19 protein-coding genes and 2 pseudogenes are annotated in these 24,296 nt (G+C 75.8%); 11 read left to right on the top strand and 10 right to left on the bottom strand.

Features of this window, described 5'->3' with window-relative positions:
- The first annotated feature begins 77 nt into the window (after window positions 1-77).
- Window positions 78-1,715 (top strand): iron ABC transporter permease, encoded by a 1,638-nt coding sequence (locus tag HOY81_RS09235; protein WP_237319827.1) that lies wholly within the window; start codon window positions 78-80, stop codon window positions 1,713-1,715.
- Window positions 1,715-2,749: an ABC transporter ATP-binding protein gene (locus HOY81_RS09230; RefSeq protein ID WP_237319770.1), complete on the top strand. Its 1,035-nt coding sequence runs from the start codon at window positions 1,715-1,717 to the stop codon at window positions 2,747-2,749. Before HOY81_RS09235 ends, HOY81_RS09230 begins: the two co-directional genes overlap by 1 nt.
- 189 nt (window positions 2,750-2,938) lie before the next feature.
- On the opposite strand, the gene HOY81_RS09225 is transcribed toward HOY81_RS09230, so the two are convergent.
- The 4 genes from HOY81_RS09225 to HOY81_RS09210 form a co-directional block, all read right to left on the bottom strand.
- A complete protein-coding gene (locus HOY81_RS09225) occupies window positions 2,939-4,186 on the bottom strand; it encodes a hypothetical protein (RefSeq protein ID WP_237319769.1) in 1,248 nt (415 codons plus the stop codon).
- Entirely contained in the window at window positions 4,168-4,926 is a 759-nt protein-coding gene (locus tag HOY81_RS09220) for an ABC transporter ATP-binding protein (RefSeq protein WP_237319768.1), read from the bottom strand. The genes HOY81_RS09225 and HOY81_RS09220 overlap by 19 nt, the downstream gene beginning before the upstream one ends.
- 205 nt (window positions 4,927-5,131) lie before the next feature.
- Window positions 5,132-6,820, bottom strand: coding sequence for a thiamine pyrophosphate-binding protein (locus tag HOY81_RS09215; protein WP_237319767.1), 1,689 nt, complete (start codon window positions 6,818-6,820; stop codon window positions 5,132-5,134).
- A complete protein-coding gene (locus HOY81_RS09210; protein ID WP_237319766.1) occupies window positions 6,817-8,409 on the bottom strand; it encodes a sodium:solute symporter in 1,593 nt (530 codons plus the stop codon). The genes HOY81_RS09215 and HOY81_RS09210 overlap by 4 nt, the downstream gene beginning before the upstream one ends.
- 184 nt (window positions 8,410-8,593) lie before the next feature.
- On the opposite strand from HOY81_RS09210, the gene HOY81_RS09205 reads away from it, so the two are divergent.
- On the top strand, window positions 8,594-10,267 hold the full coding sequence (locus HOY81_RS09205; protein WP_237319765.1) for a PucR family transcriptional regulator: 1,674 nt from the start codon (window positions 8,594-8,596) through the stop codon (window positions 10,265-10,267).
- Between the two features lie 100 nt (window positions 10,268-10,367).
- On the opposite strand, the pseudogene HOY81_RS09200 reads toward HOY81_RS09205, so the two are convergent.
- Window positions 10,368-10,523, bottom strand: a pseudogene (locus HOY81_RS09200) (aspartate aminotransferase family protein); the annotation flags it as partial.
- Between the two features lie 70 nt (window positions 10,524-10,593).
- Window positions 10,594-11,076 (bottom strand): Lrp/AsnC family transcriptional regulator, encoded by a 483-nt coding sequence (locus HOY81_RS09195; protein WP_237319764.1) that lies wholly within the window; start codon window positions 11,074-11,076, stop codon window positions 10,594-10,596.
- Window positions 11,077-11,261: 185 nt separating this feature from the next.
- On the opposite strand from HOY81_RS09195, the gene HOY81_RS09190 reads away from it, so the two are divergent.
- Window positions 11,262-12,710 (top strand): gamma-aminobutyraldehyde dehydrogenase, encoded by a 1,449-nt coding sequence (locus HOY81_RS09190; protein ID WP_237319763.1) that lies wholly within the window; start codon window positions 11,262-11,264, stop codon window positions 12,708-12,710.
- Between the two features lie 276 nt (window positions 12,711-12,986).
- Window positions 12,987-13,340, top strand: coding sequence for a zinc-ribbon domain-containing protein (locus HOY81_RS09185; protein ID WP_237319762.1), 354 nt, complete (start codon window positions 12,987-12,989; stop codon window positions 13,338-13,340).
- Between the two features lie 51 nt (window positions 13,341-13,391).
- Here HOY81_RS09185 and HOY81_RS09180 read toward each other — a convergent pair whose 3' ends face one another.
- Together HOY81_RS09180 and HOY81_RS09175 are read right to left on the bottom strand one after the other, a co-directional pair.
- Window positions 13,392-14,108, bottom strand: coding sequence for a glycerophosphodiester phosphodiesterase (locus tag HOY81_RS09180; protein WP_237319761.1), 717 nt, complete (start codon window positions 14,106-14,108; stop codon window positions 13,392-13,394).
- Entirely contained in the window at window positions 14,090-15,124 is a 1,035-nt protein-coding gene (locus HOY81_RS09175) for an adenosine deaminase (RefSeq protein WP_237319760.1), read from the bottom strand. The genes HOY81_RS09180 and HOY81_RS09175 overlap by 19 nt, the downstream gene beginning before the upstream one ends.
- A 143-nt stretch (window positions 15,125-15,267) precedes the next feature.
- Between HOY81_RS09175 and HOY81_RS09170 the strand changes: the two genes are divergently transcribed.
- From HOY81_RS09170 to HOY81_RS09160, 3 genes and pseudogenes are all read left to right on the top strand, one after another.
- Window positions 15,268-15,822 (top strand): DUF4190 domain-containing protein, encoded by a 555-nt coding sequence (locus HOY81_RS09170; protein WP_237319759.1) that lies wholly within the window; start codon window positions 15,268-15,270, stop codon window positions 15,820-15,822.
- A gap of 41 nt (window positions 15,823-15,863) precedes the next feature.
- Window positions 15,864-16,183: pseudogene (locus tag HOY81_RS09165) on the top strand (FAD-dependent oxidoreductase); the annotation flags it as partial.
- A gap of 139 nt (window positions 16,184-16,322) precedes the next feature.
- Window positions 16,323-16,820: a bifunctional DNA primase/polymerase gene (locus HOY81_RS09160; RefSeq protein ID WP_237319758.1), complete on the top strand. Its 498-nt coding sequence runs from the start codon at window positions 16,323-16,325 to the stop codon at window positions 16,818-16,820.
- On the opposite strand, the gene HOY81_RS09155 is transcribed toward HOY81_RS09160, so the two are convergent.
- Together HOY81_RS09155 and gabT are read right to left on the bottom strand one after the other, a co-directional pair.
- The gene (locus HOY81_RS09155) at window positions 16,711-17,511 is read right to left on the bottom strand and encodes a phosphatase PAP2 family protein (RefSeq protein WP_237319757.1); all 801 of its coding nucleotides are present in this window, start codon (window positions 17,509-17,511) and stop codon (window positions 16,711-16,713) included. The two genes, HOY81_RS09160 and HOY81_RS09155, sit on opposite strands and share 110 nt — an antisense overlap.
- Before the next feature lie 169 nt (window positions 17,512-17,680).
- Complete coding sequence (gene gabT / locus HOY81_RS09150) at window positions 17,681-19,039, bottom strand: 4-aminobutyrate--2-oxoglutarate transaminase (RefSeq protein ID WP_237319756.1); 1,359 nt, start codon at window positions 19,037-19,039, stop codon at window positions 17,681-17,683.
- Between the two features lie 347 nt (window positions 19,040-19,386).
- Here gabT and HOY81_RS09145 point away from each other — a divergent pair, with 347 nt between their 5' ends.
- The 3 genes from HOY81_RS09145 to HOY81_RS09135 form a co-directional block, all read left to right on the top strand.
- Entirely contained in the window at window positions 19,387-21,759 is a 2,373-nt protein-coding gene (locus HOY81_RS09145; protein ID WP_237319755.1) for an ATP-binding protein, read from the top strand.
- A gap of 60 nt (window positions 21,760-21,819) precedes the next feature.
- The gene (locus HOY81_RS09140) at window positions 21,820-23,565 is read left to right on the top strand and encodes a PucR family transcriptional regulator (RefSeq protein WP_237319754.1); all 1,746 of its coding nucleotides are present in this window, start codon (window positions 21,820-21,822) and stop codon (window positions 23,563-23,565) included.
- A gap of 232 nt (window positions 23,566-23,797) precedes the next feature.
- Window positions 23,798-24,296: aldehyde dehydrogenase family protein (locus tag HOY81_RS09135; protein WP_237319753.1), on the top strand; the 499-nt coding region annotated here is incomplete at its 3' end.

Here is a 24,296-nt window from a genome sequence, read left to right as displayed (position 1 = left end):
AGGCCGGCCCCGCGCACGGCCCGCCCGTGCGCGGGCAGTCCGCGCCCCCGCCGCGTCACCGTGCCCGGCAGGCCGCCCTGCGGCTGGCCCTGCTCGCCGTTCCTGTGGCGTTCTTCGCCGTCTTCTTCGCCTATCCCGTCGCCGCGATCGTGAGCCGCGGTCTGCGGGTGGACGGCCGCTGGCAGCCGGGCCGCCTCGCCCAGGTGGCCACGGACCCCGGCGTGCTGCACGTGGTGTGGTTCACGGTGTGGCAGGCCGCCGCCTCCACCGGGCTCACGCTGCTGGTGGCCCTGCCGGGCGCGTACGTGCTGGCCCGTTACGACTTCCCCGGACGGCACCTGCTGCGGGCCGTGGTCACGGTGCCCTTCGTGCTGCCCACCGTCGTGGTCGGCAGCGCCTTCCTGGCGCTGCTGGGCCGCGGCGGGGCTCTGGACGAGCTGTGGGGCGTCCGGCTGGACGCCGGCGTCTGGGCGATCCTGCTCGCCCATGTGTTCTTCAACTACGCGGTGGTGGTCCGCACCGTCGGCGGCCTCTGGTCCCAGCTCGACCCGGCGCAGGAGGAGGCCGCCCGGATGCTGGGCGCGGGCCGGTTCGCCGCCTGGCGCCGCGTCACCCTGCCCGCGCTGGCCCCGGCGCTTGCCGCCGCCGCGCTGATGGTCTTCCTCTTCACCTTCACCTCCTTCGGCGTGATCCAGGTCCTCGGCGGGCCGCGCTACGCCACGCTGGAGGTGGAGATCTACCGGCAGACGGCCGGGCTGCTCGACCTGCCCACCGCCGCGGTGCTCACCCTGCTCCAGTTCGCCGCGGTCGCCGGGCTGCTCGCGGTGCACGCGTGGACCGTACGCCGCCGTGAGGGCGCCCTGGCGCTGGTGGACGCCCGGCGGACCGCCCGGCGTCCCCGCGGCCCGGGGCAGTGGGCGCTGCTCGGGTCGGTGCTGCTGGTGATCGTGGTGCTGCTGGTCACGCCGCTGGCAGTGCTGGTGGAGCGTTCCCTGCGCACCGCCGACGGCCACGGTCTCGGCTTCTACCGCGCCCTGACGCGGCACGGCGCCGACAGCACCTTTCTGGTGCCGCCGGTGGAGGCCGTCGGCAACTCCCTGGCGTACGCCGCCGTGGCCACCCTCGTCGCGCTGGTCGTCGGCGGGCTCGCCGCGGCGGCGCTGAGCCGGCGGGCCGGGCGGCTGGTGCGCGGCTTCGACGCGCTGCTGATGCTGCCGCTGGGCACCTCGGCGGTGACGGTCGGCTTCGGTTTCCTGATCGCGCTCGACGAGCCGCCGCTGGACCTGCGCGCCTCCTGGATCCTGGTGCCGCTCGCCCAGGCCCTGGTGGGCGTGCCCTTCGTGGTACGGACGCTGCTGCCGGTGCTCCGCGCGGTCGACCCGCGGCTCCGGGAGGCCGCGGCCGTGCTCGGCGCCTCGCCGCTGCGCGCCTGGCGGGAGGTGGACCTGCCGCTGGTGCGCCGCGCGCTGGTGGTGGCGGCGGGCTTCGCCTTCGCCGTGTCGCTGGGCGAGTTCGGCGCCACGGTCTTCATCGCCCGCCCGGACACGCCGACGCTGCCGGTGGCCGTCGCCCGCTTCCTCGGCCGCGCGGGTGAGCTCAACTACGGCCAGGCCATGGCGCTGAGCACCCTCCTCATGCTGGTGTGCGCGGCCGTGCTGCTCACCCTCGAGCGGGTGCGCCTGCGCCTCGGCACCGACCGCTCGGGAGAGTTCTGATGCTGCGACTGGACGGGGTCACCGTCCGCCACGGGGAGCACACCGCGCTGGATGCGGTGGGTCTGGAGGTCGCCGACCGGGAGACGGTGTGCGTGCTGGGGCCCAGCGGCAGCGGCAAGTCCACCCTGCTGCGCGTCGTGGCCGGGTTGCGGCCGCCGGACGCCGGGCGGGTGCTGCTCTCCGGGCGGGACCAGCGCGGTGTGCCGCCGCACAAGCGGGGACTGGGGCTGATGTTCCAGGATCAGCAGCTCTTCCCGCAGCGGGACGTCGGCGGCAACGTCGCCTTCGGGCTGCGGATGCGGCGTACCGGACGGGCGGCCGCCGCCGCGCGCGTCGCCGAGCTGCTGGAGCTGGTCGGCCTGCCCGGCGCCGAGCGCCGCCCGGTGGGGACGCTCTCCGGCGGCGAGCAGCAGCGGGTCGCCCTGGCCCGGGCTCTGGCCCCGCAGCCGCGGCTGCTGATGCTGGACGAGCCGCTGGGCCAGCTCGATCGCGGACTGCGGGAGCGGCTCGCCGTCGAACTCGGGAGGTTGTTCCGGCGGCTGGGGACCACCGTGCTGGCCGTGACGCACGATCAGGGCGAGGCCTTCACCTTGGCCGACCGGGTGGTGGTGCTGCGGAACGGGCAGGTCGCGCAGCAGGGCACGCCCGCCGAGGTGTGGCGGCGGCCGGCGTCGGAGTTCGTCGCCCGCTTCCTGGGCTTCGAGAACGTCGTCGAGGCCACCGTGCGGGGGCGGGAGGCCGACACCCCGTGGGGCACCCTGCCGGTTCCGGACGGTGGGCCGCAGGGTGTACGCACCCTGCTGGTACGCCCCGGCGGGGTGCGGCTGACCACGCCCGAGGAGGGGCTGCGGTGCACCGTCACCGGGCGCACCTTCCGCGGCGGGGTCTCCGCGGCGGTCTCGCTGCTGCTCCAGCCGGAACGCGGGCCCGCGCTGGAGGCCGCCTGCGAACTGCCGTACGCCCCCGAGCCGGAGGCCCGGGTCGCGGTCGCGTTCCGCGCGGAGGACGTGGTGGTGCTGGCCGGCGGCCCCTGACGCCGTCCACGGCGGCCGGAGACGCCGCGGGTGCGGTGCCGTCACGGGCCGCGGGTGCGGGGATCGGGTCGCCTCGGTGGTCCGCGGGTGGCGGAACGCCGCCGCGGGTGCGGTGACCGTACGGTCCGTCCCCGGCCGTACGGAGCCGGCGGGCCGGAAGGACCGGGGTGCCGCCGGACCGGGCACGGGTCAGCCCATGAGGTAGCGCAGCGGCAGGGCCGCCATCTCCCCCGTGAGCCAGGCCACCGGGGCGAGGACGGCCACCACGGCCGCCACCCGCACCGCGGCGGCCCGGGTGGGGAGGGACCGCGGTGCGCCGAGGCCGATCAGGGCCGTGGTGGTGGGGGCGCGCAGCGCCCGGGCCTCGACGGCCGCGGTGAGCGCGCTGGCCGTGGCGCACCCCATCACCAGGGCGGCGCCCAGCGCGGTCAGCGGGCCGAACGCCCGGGCGCCGCCGGCCGGCGCGGTGCCGTACAGCTCGGCGGCCGCCAGCGCTCCGGCGGAGACCGCGCAGAGCACCCCCAGGGAACGGCCGAGCCGGGGGGCGTCGTCCTGGAGCATCCGCCCGGCGAGCAGCCGCAGTGCGCCCGGCCGGCCGGTGGTGAGCAGCCGTCCGCACAGGTGGGTGAGGCCGGGCCCGGCGAGGATCAGCCCGAGGGCGGTGACCAGCCACCCCGCGATCACACCCGGGGGGACGGCCCCGAGCCTGCCGGGCATGGGGACCAGGCCGCCGTCCCCGGCCGGGTCCCGGCCGGCGAAGGCCTCCAGGGCGAGCCCGGTGGTCACCAGGGCCACGCCCCAGGGCAGCCCGGCCGGTACCGGCAGCACCGGTGCCTCCTCCGGCTCGGCGGCGGCCGCCGGTCCGGCCGTCCTGCCGGGAGGAGGGGACGATCCCCCGGCGGCACGGCCGGTGCGGGCCGCGCGCGGCCGCATGGTGAACGCGGCGGCCACGGCTGCGGTGAACGGCGTCACGCAGAGCAGGGTCAGTACGGCGCCCGGCGGCAGCGGCCGGTCCCCGGAGAGCAGCCCGGAGGCGGAGCCGGCGAGCGGCAGCGTGCCCGGTCCGCCGGTCTGGCCGCGCAGCAGCAGGAACGCCGCCAGCGCGAGCGTGCTGCCGGTCAGGCAGGAGAGCAGGGTGGAGACGGCGGCCAGCAGCGGCATCCGGGAGGGGCCCAGTCCGGCGGCGTCCAGCCCGGTGAGGGCCCGGCTGCTGGTCTCCGTACGGGCGACGGCGACCGCGAGCTGCACCGTGGCGGCGAGGGGCACCAGGCACCACAGCAGCCGGACCGCGGCCCGGGCCGGCTGGTCGGGGTGGGCGGCGGCGTGTCCGAGCGCGCTCAGCAGGAGGAAGCTCACGCCTCCGGCGGACGCGGTGACGAGCAGGCGCCGCAGCGTGACGAGGGGGTGGGCGCCCCGGACTAGGCGGAGAGCGAGCACGCCGCGCTGCCCTCCGACTCCGGCAGGGGGGAGGAACCGGCCCGGCGTCCGTCGACCAGGGCGATGCCGCGGTCGACGAGCGCGGCGCCCGCGGCGGCGCCGGCCGGCGTGGCGGCGCCGGCGGGCTCGTGCGAGGTGAGCACCACGGTGATGCGGTGCGAGCGGGCCGCGGTGGTGAGGGTGCGCAGCGCCTGCAGCCGGTCCGCGCGGTGCAGGGGCGCGGTGGGTTCGTCGGCGAAGAGCACGCTGGGGGAGTGGACCAGGGCGCGGGCGATGGCGACCCGCTGCCGCTCCGACTGGAGCAGCGCCCCCGGGCGCCTGCGGGCGCAGTCCCCGACGTCGAGCCGTTCCAGCCACTCGTGTGCGGTGTTCCGGGCGGCCCGGTGCCGGACCCCGCTGAGCAGCAGCGGCAGCGCCGCGTTCTCCCAGGCGGTGAGTTCGGGAACCAGTTCCGGCTCGCAGCCGATCCAGCCGAACCGGTCGCGGCGCAGGCGCTCCCGGGAGGGGAGGCCGAGGGTGTGCACGGGCACGCTGTTGAACCAGACTTCGCCGCTGGTGGGGAGGAGTCTGCCGGAGAGGCAGTGGAGCAGGGTGGTCTTGCCGCTCCCGCGGGGCCCGGAGACGGCGACGATCTCACCCTCGCGCACGCCGAGGGTGACGCCCTGGAGGGCGGGGGAGCCGTTGTACGCGTAGTGCAGTCCGCGTGCCCAGAGCACGTCGTCGTCCGGCGGGGCCGCCATCGAAGGCACCTCCACTCACCTCTGCTCCGCTGGTCCCTTTCCCCTGACGGAGTGAACGACCGCCGGGGGCATCGGTCACTCGCACCGTACGGACCCGGGAGGGCGGGCGCGGAGCCACGACGGCCGGACGTGGCCAGGTTCCTTCGAACGAGGGGCCGGACTGGCCCCTTCGGCGGCCGGGTCCAGGGTGTCCGGGGACCCCAGGTCACCGGTGTGTCGGGGCGAACATCCGCAGCTCGGCGGAGAGGACGACGACCGAGGGCCCGGGGGCGGCCAGCGCGGCCGCCAGGTCCTCGCGCAGCGACTCCGGGCGGGTGTGCACGGCCGGGACCCCGAAGGAGCCGGCCAGGGCGGCGAAGTCCGGCGGGGCCGGCTCGGTGCCGGTGGCGGTGCCGAAGGCGTCGGTCATGTAGCTGCGCAGGATGCCGTAGCCGCCGTCGTCGACGATCAGCCAGGTGACCGGCAGGTCGTACTGACGTGCGGTGGCGAGTTCGGCGAGCGAATACATCGCGCCACCGTCGCCCGAGACGGCCAGGACCGGCCGTACGCGGTCCGCCGCCGCAGCCCCCAGCGCGGCCGGGAAGGCGTACCCCAGCCCGCCCGCGCCCTGCGCGGAGTGCAGGGCGCCGTTCCGGGGGTCGAAGGCGGACCACGCCCAGTAGCCGAGGATGGTCATGTCCCAGAAGCTGGATGCGTCGTCCGGCAGTGCTTCCCGCACCGCGCCGAGCACGCGCTGTTCCCGGTCGAGGTCCTGCGCGGCGAGGCGGTCGCGGACCCGGTGCAGCACGGCCGCCGCCGCCCTGGCGCCCTCGCCGGCGGCCCGCCGCCCGGCTGCCGGGGCGCCGGGCGCGGACGGCGCTCCGGGCGCTGTGGTGCGCGCCCCGGGCGCCGTACCGTCGAGCGCCTCGTGCAGCGCGGTGAGGGCCAGCCGGGCGTCGGCGTGGATGCCGAGCGCCGGGTGGTTCGCCTCCAGCTTGCCCGGGTCCGCCTCGATCTGCACCAGCCGTCCGCGCGGGCGGAAGGTGTGGTAGTTCGAGGAGAGTTCGCCGAGCCCGGAGCCGGCGACCAGCAGCACGTCGGCGTCCTCCAGGAAGTCGGTCAGATGCCGGTCCTCCAGCCAGGACTGCAGCGAGAGCGGATGCTCCCAGGGGAAGGCGCCCTTGCCGCCGAAGGTGGTGGCCACCGGCGCGTCCAGCGTCTCGGCCAGGGCGAGGAGCGCGTCCCGGGCCCCCGAGCGCACCACCCCGCCGCCGGCCAGGATCGCCGGGGAGCGGGCCTCCGCCAGCAGCCGTGCCGCCTCCGCGACCAGTTCGCCGCGTGGTGCCGGGCGGTCCGGGACCGCGGACAGGTCCGTCACCGGCGGCACCGTCGCGGGGGCGAGCAGCACGTCCTGCGGGATCTCCACCCACACCGGCCCGTACGGCGGCCGCAGTGCGGCGGCCCAGGCCTCGGCGAGGGCCGGGGGGATCTGCGAGACGGAGCGCGCGGTGTGCACCGACTTCACCACCGTGTGGAACACGGCCTGCTGGTCGGTGAGTTCGTGCAGATAGCCCTTGCGGGCGCCGCCCAGCCCGGGCGAGGGGATCTGGCTGCCGACGGCCAGGACGGGAGCGGAGGCGGCCGCGGCCTCCTGGAGCGCGGGCAGGGTGAGCAGCGCGCCCGGTCCGGTGGAGACCAGCAGGGGCGTCACACCGCCGGTCACCCGGGCGTGGGCGTCGGCGGCGAAGGCCGCGTTGTTCTCCACCCGGAGTCCCACGTACTCCAGCGCGGAGTGGCGCAGCGCGTCGAAGAGCGCCAGGGCGTGCTGACCGGGCAGCCCGAAGACGGTCCGCGCGCCGAGCGCGGTCAGGGATTCCACGGCGACGCTGCCGCCGGTGCGCTCGGCGCGGGTCATCGGGTGTCCTTTCGCGGAGGAGGAACAGGAGCAGAAGCAGGAGCGGTGGGGTCCGCGGCGGACGCGGACGTGGTGGCGTGCGGGGTCCCGGCGGCGGCCGCGGGGGCGGCCGCCGCCGGCGCGGCACCGGGCGCGCCGGCCGGGTCGGCGCCCGCGGCCCCGGCGCCGGTCACGCGCTGCTGCCAGGCTGCCAGCACCGCGGGGTCGGTCGGCCGGGTCGCGAGGCTGACCAGCACGTGGGCCGCGAGGGAGGCGAGCAGCCCGTAGTAGATGGGCTCGTCGGCGAGGATGCCGTTCCAGGCCATCGAGGCGACCACCGTGACGCCGCCGGCCGCGATCCCGGCGAGTGCGCCCGTGGCGGTGCCGCGCTTCCACAGGAGCCCGCCCAGGATGGGCACCAGCAGTCCGCCGACCAGCAGGTTGTACGCGACCGTCAGCGCCTCCACCACGTCGTTCAGGGCGACGGAGACCGCGACCACCGCCAGGCCCATGAGGAGGATGAAGACGCGGTTGCCGCGCACCTCCTCCCGCCCGGCGCCCTCGCCGCGGGCCTCGGCCGCACGTCCGCGCAGCCGTGCCCAGAGGTCGTTGTTGGCCACCGTGGCGCAGGCGATCAGCGCACCGGAGGAGGTGGACATCACCGCGGAGAGGGCGGCGGCCAGCACCAGGCCCTTGAGGCCGACCGGCAGCGCCTGGTCGACGATGACGGCGAAGGCCTCGTCCGGATCGGCCAGGTCCGGGTGCAGCACCCTGGCCGCGGTGCCGATGACCGCCCCGGCCACGGCGTACGCCAGGCAGTAGGTGCCGGCGGCGGTGCCGCCCAGCCGCGCCACCCGGTCGCTCCGTGCCGTGAAGACCCGCTGCCAGATGTCCTGCCCGATGAGCATGCCGAAGGAGTAGATGAGGACGTAGGTGAAGACGGTCTGGGCGCCGATGCTCATCGGTGAGAAGTAGTCGTCGGGCAGTTCCGCGGCCATCTGCGCAAAGCCGCCGGCCTTCACCACGGCGATGGGCAGCAGCAGGAGCAGCACGCCGACGGTCTGCACGGCGAACTGGGCCATGTCCGTCAGGGTGATCGACCACATGCCGCCGAGGGCCGAGTAGCAGATCACCACGGCCCCGCCGAGCGCGATCGCCGCCACCCGGTCGATGCCGAAGATGACGTCGAAGATGGTGGCGTACGCGATGGTGGAGGTGACCGCGAGCATCAGCGTGTACGCCCACATCACCACGGCGGAGACGGTGGCGGCGGAGCCGCCGTAGCGCAGGTCGAGCATCTGGGCGACGGTGTAGACGCGCAGCCGGGAGATGCGCGCGGAGAAGAAGACGCTCAGCGCCAGCAGTCCGAAGCCGATGGTGAAGACCAGCCAGGCGCCGGAGAGGCCGTACTGGTAGCCGAGGCCGACACCGCCGATGGTGGAGGCGCCGCCGAGCACGATCGCGGCCATGGTGCCGGAGTACATGGCCGGGCCCAGCCGGCGTCCGGCGACCAGGAAATCGCTCTTGGACCGGGCGCGGCGCATGCCCCACCAGCCCATCACGAGCAGGCCGGCGAGATAGAGGACGATGACGGCGTAGTCGACAGCCATGGGCGCTCCTCGTTCCGAGCGGAGGGAGGGACGGGGAAAGGTCGAGGGGGCGGGCGGGGACGGCCGGGATGCGGCGTGTCGAGCAGCGACCCTAGGAGTCGTCCGGCGGGCCGGGAAGTGTATGTTTCCGGCACTCCCGGGAGTGGGAGTGTGCAGAACATCCACAGGAGGGAGGCGGGTCGCCGTGCAGGTCCCCGCCGGACCGGGGGTTCTGCCCCCGAGCGTCCCGGTGCCGCTGCGCGTCCTGCTGGAGGACGCGGGACTGGGTCTGCGCCAGCTCGCCGGGCCCCGTGACCCGGACGTCCCGGTGCACGCCGTGCACACCAGCGAGATGGCGGATCCGGTGCCCTACCTGCTCGGGGGCGAACTGCTCCTCAGCGCGGGGGTGCACCGTCCGGAGGCCGCGGAGGGCACCGGCGCCGGGCCGGGAGCCGGGGAAGACGCCGCGGGCGATACCGGGGACGACGCCGGGGAGACGGCTGCCTGGGACGCCTATGTGGCCCGTACGGTGCAGGCGGGCGCGGCGGCGCTCGGCTTCGGGATCGCGCCGGTGCACCGGACCGTGCCGCCGGCCCTGGTGCGGGCCTGTGACCGGCACGGACTGCCGCTGCTGGAGGTGCCGCGCCGCACGCCGTTCACCGCGGTGGCGCGCGCCCAGTGGCAGGCGGCCGCCGAGCGCCGCCACCGCGCGCTGCGCGAGCTCGCCGCGGCCCAGCAGAGCCTGGCCGCGGCGGCGGCCAGGCCGCATCCGGTGCCCGCCGTGCTGGCCCGGCTCGCCCGGCACCTCGGCGGTCTGGCGGTGCTCTCCGGGCCGGACGGCGCCGAGCTGGCCTCGGCCGGTGAGGAGCCCGGCGACGGTGCCCGCGCGGAGCTGGCACGGCTGGCGGCCGCGCTGCGCCCCGCGCCGTCCTCGGCGTCCGGGGCGGCGGGGGAGTGGCGGCTGACGGCCTACGCGCTCAGCGCACCGGCGCCCGGCGGGGCCCGCCGGCTCGCCCTGGGCGTGTGCGTGCCCGGCGGCCGGGGCGCCCCGGACGACTTCGCGGCCGGGCCGCTCTGCTCGGTCGCGGTGGCGCTGCTCTCGCTGCTCGCCGCGGAGGGACCGGCCGGCGCGGAGGCGGACCGCTCGGCCGCTCTGGTGCGGCTGCTGCTCGGTGCCGGGCCCGGCGAGGTGGCGGACCTGCTGGCGGGGCCGGTGGGCGCGGGCGAGGACGCCGGGGGCCGTACCGGCGAGGGCGCCGCCGGCGCGCGGTCCGCCGGTGAGGGAACGGCGCACGACGCGGCGGAGGGCGCGCCGGAGACGTACTGGACCGTGGTGCACGGGCGGCGTCGCGCCGGCGCGCCACGGCAGGACGGGCGCTGGGAGCGGTCAGCGCTGGGGGCCGCGCTCGGCACCGCGCTGATCGATCTGGACGGGGACGGCTTCCGGGCGCTGCTTCCGGGCCGGGCCCGGCCGGAGCCCTGCCCGGGCTGGACGCTCGGCGCGGGGACCGCGGTGCCGCCGGAGGAGCTGGCCCGGGGGGACGCGGAGGCCGCACGGGCCCTGCGCCGGGCACGGGCGGAGCGCCGGGCGGTGGTCCGCGGGCGCCCTGCCGAGGGTGTGGCCTCGCTGGTCGACCCCGAGCAGGCGCGAGCCCTGGCCAGGGTCCGGCTGGCCCCGCTGGCGGACCGGCCGGAGCTGGTGGAGACCCTGCGCATGTGGCTCTCGCTGCACGGGAGCTGGGACCGTACGGCCGTGGCGCTGGAGGTGCACCGCAACACCGTCCGGCAGCGCGTCGCCCGCGCGGCGGGGCTGCTGGGGGAGGACCTGTCCGATCCGGACGTGCGGATGGAGCTGTGGTTCGCGCTGGGCTGGCGCTGAGCGTGGCGCGGAGTGTGGGAGCGGGAGGCGGCGGGTGGCGGCTCCCGCCCGGGAGCCGCCACCGGCGGGGGCGTCACAGCCTGGTCCACGCCTCCGTCAGCACGGTCTCCGGGCCCTCGAAGAGGATCTGCTGCTCGATCTGGTCGGCGACCCAGCGCCCGCAGGCCTCCGGGTCGTCGCCGTGCAGCGGTGCCCGGTAGATGCTGGTGTCCGGCACCCTGTGCGCGCCGGGGACCAGCGGCTCGAAAGGGGCCTCCCGGGTAGGCCGGTCATGCGGGTGAAGTGCATCCACAGGTGGTCGTGGGCGGTCTGCGAAAGGGTGGTGCTCACGGCTGCCGGGTTCCCCGTGCGTACTGCTTGCGCAGCTTGAGGTAGACGAAGCTCTCGGTGGAGCGCACGCCCGGCAGCGAGCGGACGCGCTTGGTGATCATCTCGAGGAGGTGCTCGTCGTCCTCGCAGACGATCTCCACCAGGAGGTCGAAGGAACCCGCGGTCACCACCACGTGGCCGACCTCCTCGATCTCGGAGAGCGCGTCGGCCACCGGCTCCACGTCGCCGTCCACCCGGATGCCGACCATCGCCTGGCGCAGGAAGCCGACGGTGAGCGGATCGGTGACGGCGACGATCTGCATCACGCCCTGGTCCAGCAGCTTCTGTACGCGCTGCCGCACCGCGGCCTCGGAGAGGCCGACCGCCTTGCCGATCGCGCCGTAGGGGCGGCGGCCGTCCTCCTGGAGCTGTTCGATGATGGCCAGGGAGACGGCGTCGATCGCCGGTGTGCCGTTTGCGTTCTTCGAGTCACGAGCCACAGGCTCACTCTGCACGAGGTCTCGACCGTCTGGCAACCCCGAGGCGATGTATTTCGTTGTCTTGATGTTCTTTCAACACTGATTTCGAAGGTCCGGAGTGGCGGGTGTATCGAAACCGTCAGCCGCCTGGTTAGGCTGGGAGTCGGTCTCACCCATTGGACACGAACTGACTGGAGGGGTGCGAAGTGACCGCCGAGCTGCGTCGACTGCGCAATTACATCGACGGCGAGTTCCGGGACGCCGCCGACGGGCGGACCACCGAGGTGATCGACCCGGCCACCGGCAAGGCGTACGCGACCGCGCCGCTCTCCGCGGCCGCCGACGTCGATGCCGCCATGGCCGCGGCCGAGGACGCCTTCCCGGCCTGGCGGGACGCGACTCCCGCGACCCGCCAGAAGGCGATCCTGAAGATCGCCGACGTGCTGGAGGCCCGGCAGGACGAGCTGCTGGCCGCCGAGTGCGAGAACACCGGCAAGCCGCTCGAGCTGACCCGGCAGGAGGAGCTGCCGATGATGCTCGACCAGATCCGCTTCTTCGCCGGTGCCGCCCGGATGCTGGAGGGCAAGTCCGCCGGCGAGTACATGGAGGGCCTGACCTCCTTCGTACGCCGTGAGCCGATCGGGGTCTGCGCCCAGGTCGCGCCGTGGAACTACCCGATGATGATGGCCGTGTGGAAGTTCGCCCCCGCTCTGGCCGCGGGCAACACCGTGGTGCTCAAGCCCTCGGACACCACGCCCGCCTCCACCGTCTTCCTGGCGGAGGTCATCGGCGGCGTTCTGTCCGAGCTGGGCCTGCCGCGCGGGATCTTCAACGTCGTCTGCGGCGACCGGGACACCGGCCGGCTGATGGTCGAGCACCCCGTCCCCGCGATGGCCTCGATCACCGGGTCCGTCCGCGCCGGGACGGAGGTCGCGGGCAGCGCCGCGAAGGACCTCAAGCGCGTCCATCTGGAGCTGGGCGGCAAGGCGCCGGTGGTGGTCTTCGAGGACGCCGACATCCCCACGGCCGTCGAGGGCATCCGGGACGGCGGCTTCTTCAACGCCGGCCAGGACTGCACGGCCGCCACCCGGGTGCTGGTGCACGAGTCCGTCCACGACGAGTTCGTCACCGCGCTGGCCAAGGCCGCGGCCGAGGTCCGCACCGGCGACCCCGCCCACCCGGACTGCTTCTACGGCCCGCTGAACAGCGCCTCCCACCTGGAGAAGGTCAGCGGCTTCATCGATCGCCTCCCGGCGCACGCCAAGGTCGAGTCGGGCGGCGAGCGCGTCGGCGAGCAGGGCTACTTCTACGCGCCGACCGTGGTCTCCGGCCTCAAGCAGGACGACGAGATCGTGCAGAACGAGGTCTTCGGCCCGGTGATCACCGTGCAGTCCTTCTCCAGCGAGGAGGAGGCGGTCCGCTGGTCCAACGACGTCGAGTACGCGCTGGCGTCCTCGGTGTGGACCAAGGACCACGCGCGGGCCATGCGGATGTCCAAGGCGCTGGACTTCGGCTGCGTCTGGATCAACACGCACATCCCGCTGGTCGCCGAGATGCCGCACGGCGGCTTCAAGAAGTCCGGGTACGGCAAGGACCTGTCCGCGTACGGCTTCGACGACTACACGCGGGTCAAGCACGTGATGACCGCGCTCTGAGCCGCCCGCCCCGCGTCGCGGGCCGCGCGCCGTCCGCCCGGGTCCCGTCCGTACGGGGCCCGGGCGGACGGCTGCCGGGGCCCGGGGAACGGAGCCGCCCGCCGAGCGCGACGCTCACGGACATGCGGAACTCGGCCCAGGGCCCCCGGCCGCCCGGACGGGGGCGGGCCGGGGGCCCTTGACGGGCCGCGCACCGGGGGTGGTTGGCTGTGGGCGCGGCCGGTCACCCGTCCGCACGACCGTCACCGACCGCCGCACTCCCGGAAGGCGCCCGCCGTGATCATCTTCGGTACGTCGAGCAAGACCTACCAGCTCGCCATCGTCAACCTGCTCTGCGGCTTCTGCGGCAACCCGGCCGCGCACGCGCTCCGCAAGCGGGTCACCAGGTTCTCGCTCTTCTTCGTGCCGCTCTTCCCGATAGCCCCGGCCAAGCACTCCATGCAGTGCACCTTCTGCGGGGCGCAGAGCGACCTCTCCAAGGAGAACGCCGAGGGACTGCTGGCCCGGGGCGGGGCACCGCAGGGACAGCAGCCCGCACCGCAGCACCCGGCGCAGCCGCAGCAGGGCAACCCCTTCGCCGGCGGGCAGCAGGGCGGCCCCCAGGGGCCGCAGAACCCGTACCAGTCCTGACCCCTGCCCGTACGGCCCCGGCCCGCCCGGGTCCGGCAGCGCCCACGGCCCTCAGCCGAGGCGCGCAGCGGCGGGCCGGGCCCCCTCCGGGCCGTCGCGCAGCGCCGTGAGAACCTCCAAACGGTTGGTGGTGACCGCGTCGACACCGGCGTGCAGCAGCCGGCGCATGGTGCGCCGGGTGTCCGCGGTCCACGCGGACACCAGCAGGCCGTCCGCCCGGCACCGCGCGACCAGCTCCGCGCGGACCAGCCCGAACCGCAGGTTCAGCCACCGCGGGCGGACGTCCGCCAGCAGGGACGGCCGTACGGGTGCCGCGCGGTGCCAGGTGAGCGCGATCTCGGCGGCCGGGTCGGCACGGCGCACCAGCCGCATCGCGGCGGGCCCGCCGCAGTAGTAGACGCGGTCGGCCGCCGCGCACTCCCGGACCGTCCGCACCGTGGCCGGCACGGCCGCCGGGTCGGGCAGGTCGATCAGCGTACGGACCGGCCGCAGCTCGGCCAGCGCGGCGGGCAGCGAGGGGACCCCGCCGCCCGTCCGCGTCACCAGCTCCGCCGCCGTCACACCGGCCAGCGCGACGTCCACGCCCCACAGCCGCTCCAGCGTGCGGTCGTGCAGCACCACCGGCGCGCCGTCCCGGGTCAGCCGCACGTCCACCTCGACGGCGTCCGCGCCCGCGGCGACCGCCGCGCGCAGCGCGGGCAGGGTGTTCTCCCGCGCGCGGTAGGGCATTCCCCGGTGCGCGACGGCCGTTACGCGCCGTGCGGCCATGCCGCCAGGTAGGCGTCGATCTCCCCGGTGAGCCGGGCCTTGGCCGCGGTGTCGAGGAACGAGGCCTGCACGGCGTTCCTGGCCAGCGCGGCCACCCCCGCCTCGTCGAGGTCTAGCAGGCGGGCCACGATCGCGTACTCGGTGTTGAGGTCGGTGCCGAACATCGGCGGATCGTCGCTGTTGACGGTGACCAGCACCCCGGCGTCGACCATCTGCCGCACCGGGTGGTCGTCCAGCACCTCGACCGCCCGGGTCGCGATGTTGGAGGTCGGGCAGACCTCCAGCGGGATCCGGTGCTCGGCCAGGTACGCCAGCAGCTCCGGGTCCTGCACCGAGCTGGTGCCGTGCCCGATGCGCTCGGCCCGTAGCGTGTGCAGCGCGTCCCAGACGGTACCGGGACCGGTGGTCTCACCGGCGTGCGGGACGCTGCGCAGCCCGGCGGCGATCGCCCGGTCGAAGTACGGCTGGAACTGCGGGCGCGGCACGCCGATCTCCGGACCGCCCAGCCCGAATCCGATCAGCCCGTCGGCGCCGAGCGAGGTGTCCGTGGCGATGCGCGCGGTCTCCTCGGCGGCCTCCAGCCCGGCCTCGCCGGGGATGTCGAAGATCCAGCGCAGCATCACCCCGAACTCCTTCTCGGCACCGCGCCGGGCGTCCTCGATGGCCTCGACGAAGGCGGCGTCCGGGATGCCGCGACGGGTGGAGCTGAACGGGGTGACGGTCAGCTCGGCGTACCGCACGTTCTGCCGGGCCATCTCCCGGGCGACCTCGTAGGTCAGCAGCCGGACGTCCTCGGCGTCCCGGATCAGGTCCACCACGGACAGGTAGAGCTCGATGAAATGGGCGAAGTCGCGGAAGGTGAAGTACTCCGCGAGCGCCTCCGGGTCCTTCGGGACGGGGGAGTCGGGGTGCCGGGCGGCCAGTTCGGCCACGATACGGGGCGAGGCCGAGCCCACGTGGTGCACATGGAGCTCGGCCTTGGGCAGGCCGCCGATGAAGGCGGTCAGATCGGACAACGCAAGCCTCCGGGTTCTCGGGGTCCGGACATGGTAGGCGGGAGCGGGCGCACGACGAATCCCGAGGGCGGAGCTCCCGGCCCGCCGGCGGGACGGCCTAGCATGTCGGGACGATCGTTTCCGGAGGGGACGAGGAGGGGGACATGGCGAAGGAGCAGGCACCGGGCGGATCGCAGACACCCGGCATACCGTGGGCGCCGGGCGCGCCCGCCGAGGGGTACGGGCCGGGGCCCGGGGGCGCGGTGCCGCCTCCCGGACACGGATACGGCGTGCCCGCAGGTCCCGGCGTGCCCGGGGGCGTTCCGGGGCCGGGACCGTACGGGTACGGCGGGCCGCCGGTGCCGGGGCCGTACGGCTGGATGCCGCCGCCTCCCCCGCAGGGGCAGTCGGTCGCCGCGCTGGCGCTGGGAATCGCCGGCATGTTCCTGGTCAGCACCATCTGGGGGAGCTTCCTCGCCGTGCTGGTCGCCCCGGTCGCCCTCGGGCTGGGCGCCTCCGCGCGCCGCAAGGCGGACCGCGGCGAGCTGGGAGGCCGCGGGTTCGCGACGGCCGGCTTCGTCATGGGGATCGTCGGCACGGTGCTCTCCGTGTTGATCTCCGTGGTGATCGTCCTCGCCTTCACACTGGGATCGGACGACTCGCAGGACGACGGGCCCTCCACCGGGCCCTACACGGTGGACGCCGCCGCCCACCGCTGAGCCCGGTTCCGCACGCACCGCTCCGGGCGCGCGGAGCCGCCTGCTCTCGCTTCTCGCCGTTCTCCGGCACCGCGCACGGCGGCCGGGTGAGCTACGCACCGGGCTTCACCGGGCTCGGGGTGGGGACGACCCGCTTCGGCGCCGAGGTGATGCTGGACCTGCTGGCCGGCGAGCGGACCGGGCGCATCGTGCTGCGGATGGTCCGCAGCAGACCGCTGCCGTTCCCGCCGGAGCCCCTGCGCCGGGCCGGGATCGGCCTGACCCGGTGGTCGCCGGCGCGTGCCGACGCCCGAAGGGCCGGCGCGACCCGTGGCTGCTCGGCGTGCGGGCCCTGGACCGCACGGGGCTGGGCTTCGACAGCTCGGGCCTGTCCGGCGCGGCGGTCACGGGAGAGGCCGACCGTGGGGCACGTCACGAGCGAGCGCACCGAACCGTGTAAGGATCGGCGCCGAATCCTCTCTGACCGGTGACGGACACACACCGGTCGAGGAGGCGACACCATGAACGGCACCGCCAGGCGTCACCGCGCCGTCGAGTGGCTGACGGGGGCGGCCTCCGATCCGGAGGCCTGCCGCCAGGAGTGGGAGCGGAACCCGCTGGGGGTGACCCTGCTCCCCGCCGGCCGGCTCTGGGACGTGCTGATCGTCACCGGCTCCCTCGGGCCGCCCGCGCTGGACCTGCTCACCCGGCACCTGGCCCGTACGGGCCCGGTCCTCGCCGACTTCGGCGGCTCCCGTACGGGCTTCTTCGTGCCGCCCGGCACCGCGGAGCACTGGCTCGGCACGGGCGTACGCGCGGCCGGGCGCGGTTCCTGGATCGTCGTGCCCTATCCGGGGCGGGTCACCGGCGGGGTGCGCTGGGCCGTCCCGCCCGACGGCAGCGGGACGCTCACCGCTCCGGAGACCCTGGAGCTGGCCCTGCACGAGGCGGCCGTGTGCCGCGGCCCGGTGGGCCGCCCGCCCGGCGGCCGGCCTCCGGACCGGGCCCGCTGCGGCTGAGACACCGGCCGGACCGGCGGCACACGGCCGCCGGTACCCACAGCAGCAGCACGGCGAGGGCCCAGCCGGCCGCCACGTCGGTCGCCCAGTGGTGGCCGCGGAGCACCAGACCGGCGCCGGCGGCCCCGCCGAGCAGGCTCGCCGCGGCGTACGCCGCGGGGCGGGCGCACAGCACCGCGAGCGTCCCGTAGGCGACGACCGCCGTCACCGCGTGCCCGGAGGGGAAGAAGCCGGGATAGTCGCCGAGCGGCAGCCCGTCCGGACCGCTCCGGGCGAACGCCGTCTTGAGCGGGAGCACCACGGCCGGGACCGTCCCGGCCGCGAGCAGCGCGGCGACCAGCGGAACGGGGGAGCGGCGGCGCCAGGAGAGCGCGGCGGCGCCGAGCGCCAGCACCGGGTACGCGACCGCCGCGTGCCCGAGGTCGGCGGCGGACTCCGCCAGCCGGGCCGACACTCCGCCGGACCCGCCGGGCGAGGAGAGCGGGGCGGACGCGTCCCGCAGTGTCGCGTCCACCCGGAGCAGCGGGCCTTCGGCGCCGACCTGCCAGGCCAGCAGGGCCAGCACCACGACCGGCAGCAGGCCCGCGTACCACAGTACGGAGAGGCGGGCCGGCCACCCCGGAACAGGGGGAAGAGCTCCGGAGTGGCCGAGCGGACCGGGTGGCCGCTCGCCCCGGGGGGTCTGGGGCAAGCGACTGTCCGATCCGTGAGGAGTGTGCGCGAGGGCACGGCCGGGCCGGCTCCGGGAATCGAGCGACTCGGCTTTCATCTGGTGAAACCGTACGCCAGGCCTTCCGGGGCCGGACAGCCCGATCACCGACTTGGCATGGTGCCCGCACACATTCTTCACGGGCGCCCGGTCAGAGCCGCGAAAGGGCTCCCTCGAGCACGTCCAGGCCCTCTTCCAGCAGGTTCTCGCCGATCACCAGCGGCGGCAGGAAGCGCATCACGTTGCCGTAGGTGCCGGTGGTGAGGACCAGCAGGCCCTCCTGGTGGCAGGCCTTGGCCAGGGCGGCGGTCGCCTCCGGGTGCGGGTCCTTGGTGCCGGGCTTCACCAGCTCGATGGCGAGCATCGCGCCGCGGCCGCGCACCTCCCCGATCACCGGGTACTGCTCGGCCATCTTCTGCAGCCGGGGCTTCATGACCTCCTCGATCCGCCGGGCGCGCCCCGCCAGGTCCTGCTCCCGCATGGTCTCGATGGAGCCCAGCGCCGCGGCGCAGGCCACCGGGTTGCCGCCGTAGGTGCCGCCCAGGCCGCCCGCGTGCACCGCGTCCATGATCTCCGCGCGCCCGGTGACCGCGGCCAGCGGCAGCCCGCCGGCGATGCCCTTGGCGGTGGTGATCAGGTCGGGCACGATGCCCTCGTCCTCACAGGCGAACCACTGGCCGGTGCGGCAGAAGCCGGACTGGATCTCGTCCGCGACGAAGACGATGCCGTTCTCCCGCGCGAACTCCGCGATCCGCGGCAGGAAGCCCTTCGCGGGCTCGATGAAGCCGCCCTCGCCCAGCACCGGTTCGATCACGACGGCCGCCACGTTGTCCACCCCGACCTGCTTGGTGATCTGGTCGATCGCCTGCGCCGCCGCCTCCTCCGCACAGTTCTCCGGGCCGGTCAGCCAGCGGAAGGGGTAGGCGACCGGAACCCGGTAGATCTCCGGCGCGAAGGGGCCGAAGCCGTGCTTGTACGGCATGTCCTTCGAGGTCAGCGCCATCGTCAGGTTGGTGCGCCCGTGGTAGCCGTGGTCGAAGACCACGACCGCCTGCCGCTTGGTGTGCACGCGGGCGATCTTCACCGCGTTCTCCACGGCCTCCGCGCCGGAGTTGAAGAGCGCCGACTTCTTGGCGTGGTCGCCCGGGGTGAGCCGGGCGAGTTCCTCGCACACCTCCACGTACGGCTCGTACGGAGTGACCATGGCGCAGGTGTGGGTGAAGCTCTCGAGCTGCGCCGTCGCCCGCCGTACGACCGCCTCCGCGCTGTTGCCCACCGAGGTGACCGCGATGCCGGAGCCGAAGTCGATGAAGGAGTTGCCGTCCACGTCCTCCAGGACCCCGCCGCCCGCACGCCGGGCGAACACCGGCATCACGGTGCCGACGCCGTCGGCCACCGTCGACCGCTTGCGGCCCATCAGCTCCTGCGACTTCGGCCCGGGGACCTCGGTCACCAGGCGGCGCTCCTGCGGGAGGGAGGGGCCGCCGGGCGTATCGGTCATCGTGGTCATAGGGGTCTCCTCAGGAGGAAGTGGTGTGCCTCGTCCCTCGCAGGCTAGGGGCACGCCCACGGCGGAGACATGCACCGCGGCGGAGAAGTGCGGGTGTCGTGTTGGCCACCCCGGACATGTGCGCCACCGCGCGCACCCACGCCCCCTTGCGCCGCCCGGCACACTCCCGCCGCGGCGGCGTGCGTGCCCACGACGGCCGGCGTCCCGGCGCCATGCCCCGGCGGGCGCCCCGTCCCCGCCTCCGGGACGGGCACTCCGGCCCAGGCGCCCCCCAACGTCTGCCGCGGGGGACTAGATTGGGGGCGCAGACAGTGACGGTGCGGGCTGATCAGGGGTAGAGGCACGCGATGGAGATGGGGTCCTCCCGGCAGGACACGGACGGCGGCACCTCCGGGAGTCCCGAGCGGGGCACGCACGGCCTGCCCCGGCAGGCCGGCGGGCCGGGCGGTGACGGCGGCACCCCGCCGCCGCTCCCGCCCGGGCCGCCACCGGGGCGACCGCCGGTGCCGCCCGCACGCGCCGTGCCCGGCGCCGGGGGCACGGAGACCGGAGCGTCCCCGGGCCGGGGCACGCATGGACCGGCGCCGCACGCCACGGAGACGTCCGGCCACGGGCACGGCGCGGCGACGCCCGGCCCGCACGGAACGGGCACGCCCCCGAGGCCCGCCCACGACCCGCGGTCCGCCCCGCCCCTCGCCGCCTGGCTACGCACTCCCCGCCCCGAGACGGAACCGGGCATCTGGCGGGCCGGTTACGAACCCCTGCCGGAACGGGACCCGGACCGCATCCCGGCGCGCCAGCTCCTCAGCGGCGCCGTGGTGTCGTTCCTCATCGGCTGGCTCCTGTGGTCCCTGCTGTGGAACGGCTACCTCGGCTCGTACTGGCTGTGGCCGCTGCTCGCCCTCACCCCCGACTCCTGGCGCACCGGCGACGGCGACAAGACCCCGTTCCTGGTGGCCATGACGCTCTACTACGGCCTCGTCATCGCGATCCTGGCGGGGATCTTCGGGCGCCTGGGCCACTGGGACGAGGTCTGGCGCCGCGGGGTCGCCCGGCTGCGCCGCACCCGGCGCGCCGCGACGGCCGCCGCGGCCCCCCGGCCGCCGTCCCCGGGCGAGGACCCCGCGGACTGGCCGCAGCTCCGCGGCGCCGCCCCGGAGGCCGCCGAGCGGCTGGCCGCCGAGGTCCGTGCCGGGCGGATGAACGACGTGGACCAGGCGCGCATCGACCGGGCGTGGCAGTCGGTGCGGAGTCACCCGGGACGGCTCCCCGCGTTCGGCGAAGAGGTGCGCCGGCACGGTGCGGGGGCGTGTGTGCACCCCTCGGGCGCCCGCGACCTGCCGCTGCGCGCCGCCCGGCACGATCTCACGCTGCGCCAGGTGCGCATCGGCACGGGCGCCGACACCGAGCGGAACCCGCACCCCTACCGCGGCGCCGGCATCGCCCTGGACCCGGGCCTGCTCGCCACCTCCGCGCTGGCCGTGGGCCCGCCCGGCGCGGGCAAGACCAGCCGCCTGGTGCGCCCGGTGGTGGAGTCGCTCTGCCTCCAGGCGCTGGCCGGGCAGGCGGCGGTGGTGGCGGTCACCGCGTCGGGGGCCCGCCTGGCCCCGGACGACGCCTTCGACGTGGTGGTCCGCCCCGGACACCCCGACTCCCGGTACGACCTGGACCTCTACGGCGGCACCCGGGACCCGGACGAGGCCGCGGCCGTGCTGGCGGAGGCCCTGGTGGGCGACCTGGCCGCGGCCCTGCCCGGCGGCGACAGCCGGCGGGCCGCGACGGCGCTCGCCCAGATCACCGGGCCGTTCCAGGCCGTGCACGGGCGCTTCCCGGAGGTGCCGGAGCTGCGCGAGCTGCTGGACGGTGCCGAGCCGGCGGTCGCTGCGCTGCGCGACGCGCTGGAGGAGGCGGGAGAGCGCGGCCAGCTCCGCGAACTGGACGCGTACGCACGGCAGCTCGGCCGCCCGGGAGAGGTCGGCTCACTGCTGGCGGACCGCATCGCGCTGCTGGACCGGCCCGCCTTCGCCGACTTCTTCGTCCCGGAGGGCGCCCGGTCCGCGGACCCGGCCCGCGGCCCCGCGCACCGCCCGTTCTCGCTGCGCGCCCTGGAACACCCGCTGCGGGTCCGCATCGACCTCCCGGAGCGCGGGCACGCGGAGGCGTCGCGCATCCTGGCCCGGCTGGTGCTGGCGCAGTTCACCGACTGCGCCCTGGCCCGCGAGGACCAGTCGCTCTTCGCCGCCCTGGTGCTGGACGACGCGGCGCAGACGATCACCCCCCAGGCGCTGCGCGGCCTCCAGCGGCTGCGGTCCGGGCACGCCGGCGTGCTGCTGACGCTCCGGGCGCTGGACGAGGTGCCCGAGGGGCTCCGCGGGGCGCTGCTGGGCGCGGTGGGCTGCCGCATGGTCTGCGCCGGGGTGACGCCCTGGGACGCGGAGCACTTCGCGGAGGTGTGGGGCACCGAGTGGGTCGAGATCCGCGACGTCACCAACCGGCAGCTCGTCTCGGACGAGCCGTTCACCCGGGTCATGCACGCCGTGCGGCGGCTGGCGACGGGCCGCCATGTGACCGCCGAGTCGGTGACCGTGCGCACCGTCCGGCGGGAGCGCTGGTCCGCGTCGGACCTGGCCAACGAGTTGCCGGCCGGTCACGCCGTGCTGTCGCTGACCACGGTGCGCGGCGAACGGACACCGCCGGTGCTGACGCGGCTCGGAGAGTGAACCGGGCGGCGTCCGCGGGAATGACCCCGATGGGGTGGACGCCTGTACGGTGAGGACGTTATGCCACCGACTCTTGCCACGCTGGTCCAGCACTCCGCGCTCCGGCTCTCCGTGCTCGCGGGCCAGGACCGGCTGGACACACCCGTGCGCTGGGCACACGCCAGCGAGCTGGCCGACCCGACGCCCTACCTGGACGGCGGGGAACTGCTGCTCGTCACCGCGCTGAAGCTGGACGCGGAGGACGCGGAGACGATGCGCGCCTACGTCCGGCGGCTGGTGGACCGGGGCGTGGTGGGCCTCGGCTTCGCCGCCGGCGTGAACTACGAGAAGGCGCCGGACGCCCTGGTGGAGGCCGCTCGCGAGGCCGGGCTGCCGCTGCTGGAGGTGCCACGGCGCACCCCCTTCATCGCGATCAGCAAGGTGGTCTCGGCGGCGATCGCGGCCGAGCAGTACCAGGCGGTCACCGCGGGGTTCGACGCCCAGCGGGAGCTCACCGGCGCCGCGCTCTCCCTGGAGGGCCCCGCCGCCCTGCTCAGCCGGCTGGCGGCGCACGTCGACGGCTGGGCCGCGCTCTACGACGCCTCCGGCGCGGTGGTCGCCACCGCGCCCTCCTGGGCCGCCCGGCGCGCCGGCCGGTACGCCGCGGACGCCGAGCGGCTGCGCGACCGGCCCGCCCCCGCCAGCGCCGTGGTGAGCGAGTCGGAGTCCGGCGACGACCGGGTCGAGTTGCAGACCGTCGGCTCCGGGCGCCGCGCCAAGGCGGTGCTCGCCGTGGGCACGGCCGCCCCGCTGGGGACCGCCGAGCGGTACGCGGTGCACTCCGCCGTCGCGCTGCTGACCCTGACCACGGAACGGTCCCGGGCGTTGCAGGAGGCGGAGCAGCGGCTCGGCGCCGCGGTGCTGCGGATGCTGCTCTCCGGGGAGGCGAACAACGCCCGGGCGGTCGCGGGCACGCTCTACGGCGGTCTGCTGGACGCCCCGATCCGGGTCATCGTCGCCGAGCCGGCCGGCGGACCGGCGGGCCGCACCCGCCGGTCCCGACGCCCGGCGGGCGGCCCGCCGCGGCCGGTGGCCGCGATCACCGAGGCCGGCACCCCGGTCGTCCGCGGGCAGTCCGTGCCGGCCGCACCCGCGACGGCCGTACGGGAGGGCGCCCCGGACGCCCGCGAACTGCCGGACACCCGGCCCGGACCGGCGCACTCGGTGCTGGACGACCTGGCCGACGCGATCGAGACGGCCGCCGCCCGGAACGGCGAGGCGGTGCTCGTGGTGCCCGACGGGGAACGGCTGATCGTGCTGGCCTCCGACGGCGGCGCGGCCGTCGCCGCCTGCGCCCGCTTCGCCGCGCAGGCGGCGGAACCGGCCGAGCACCCGGGCCCGGAGTCCGAGCCGCCGGTCGTCGGGGTCTCGGCGCCCGCCGGACTGCCCGCGACGGCGGTCGCCTTCAAACAGGCCGACCAGGCCCTCTCGGTGGCCCGGCGGCGCGGCACGGCGCTGGTGGAACACGAGGACGTGGCCGCGGGCTCGGTGCTGCCGCTGCTCGCGGACGACGCCGTACGGGCCTTCGCGGACGGGCTGCTGCGGAAGCTGTACGAGCACGACGCGCACGGGCGGGGCGACCTGGTCGCCTCGTTGCGGGCGTGGCTGTCCCGGCACGGCCAGTGGGACGCCGCGGCGGCGGACCTGGGCGTCCACCGGCACACCCTGCGTTACCGGATGCGCCGGGTCGAGGAGATCCTGGGCCGCTCGCTGGACGACCCGGACGTCCGCATGGAGCTGTGGCTGGCCCTGAAGACCATGGGCTAGCGCGGCCGCGCCGCGGCCATGGTCGGGTGGTGGCAGGTGCCGGTCAATCGGGGAAACCCCTTGCGACGCCCGGGACCGCGACCGTCGCGCCCCCCGCCGCCGTACTGCCAAAGCGGAGCACGGCGCCTCTGCATCTGGCCGCGTCGGACAATCAACGGAGGAGCCGCGGCGCCCTACGGTGTGCGTAGAGCAATTGCACCATCCCCACCATTTCGGAAGGCCGGGATCCACAGTGCCTGCTAAGGAAGCTGCCACCCACGCGTTCTGGCTCGCCGGCCGTCAGGCCACCGGCGAGGACACCTTCGACGTCACCTGCCCCTGGGACGGCCGGCACGTCGGCACCGTGAGCGTCCCGACCGACGCCCAGGTCGAGGAGGCCGTGGCCGCCGCCACCGCGGTCGCCGACGAGTTCGCCGCCACGCCCGCCTACGTACGGGCCGCCGCCCTGGACCACGTCCACCGGCGCATCACCGAGCGGGCCGACGAGATCGCCGAGCTGATCACGGCGGAGAACGGCAAGCCGATGAAGTGGGCCCGCGGCGAGGTGGGGCGCTGCATCTCGGTCTTCCGCTGGGCCGCCGAGGAGGCCCGCCGGTTCAACGGCGGCACCGCGCAGCGCCTGGACTCCGACGCCGGCGGCGCCGGCCGGCTCGCCCTCACCCGCCGCTTCCCCCGCGGCCCGGTGCTGGGCATCGCGCCCTTCAACTTCCCCCTCAACCTCTGCGCGCACA

Source organism: Streptomyces sp. JJ36 (assembly GCF_021696945.1).
In the GTDB taxonomy this organism is placed as follows: domain Bacteria; phylum Actinomycetota; class Actinomycetes; order Streptomycetales; family Streptomycetaceae; genus Streptomyces.
This window is presented reverse-complemented; position numbering and strand designations above follow the sequence as displayed.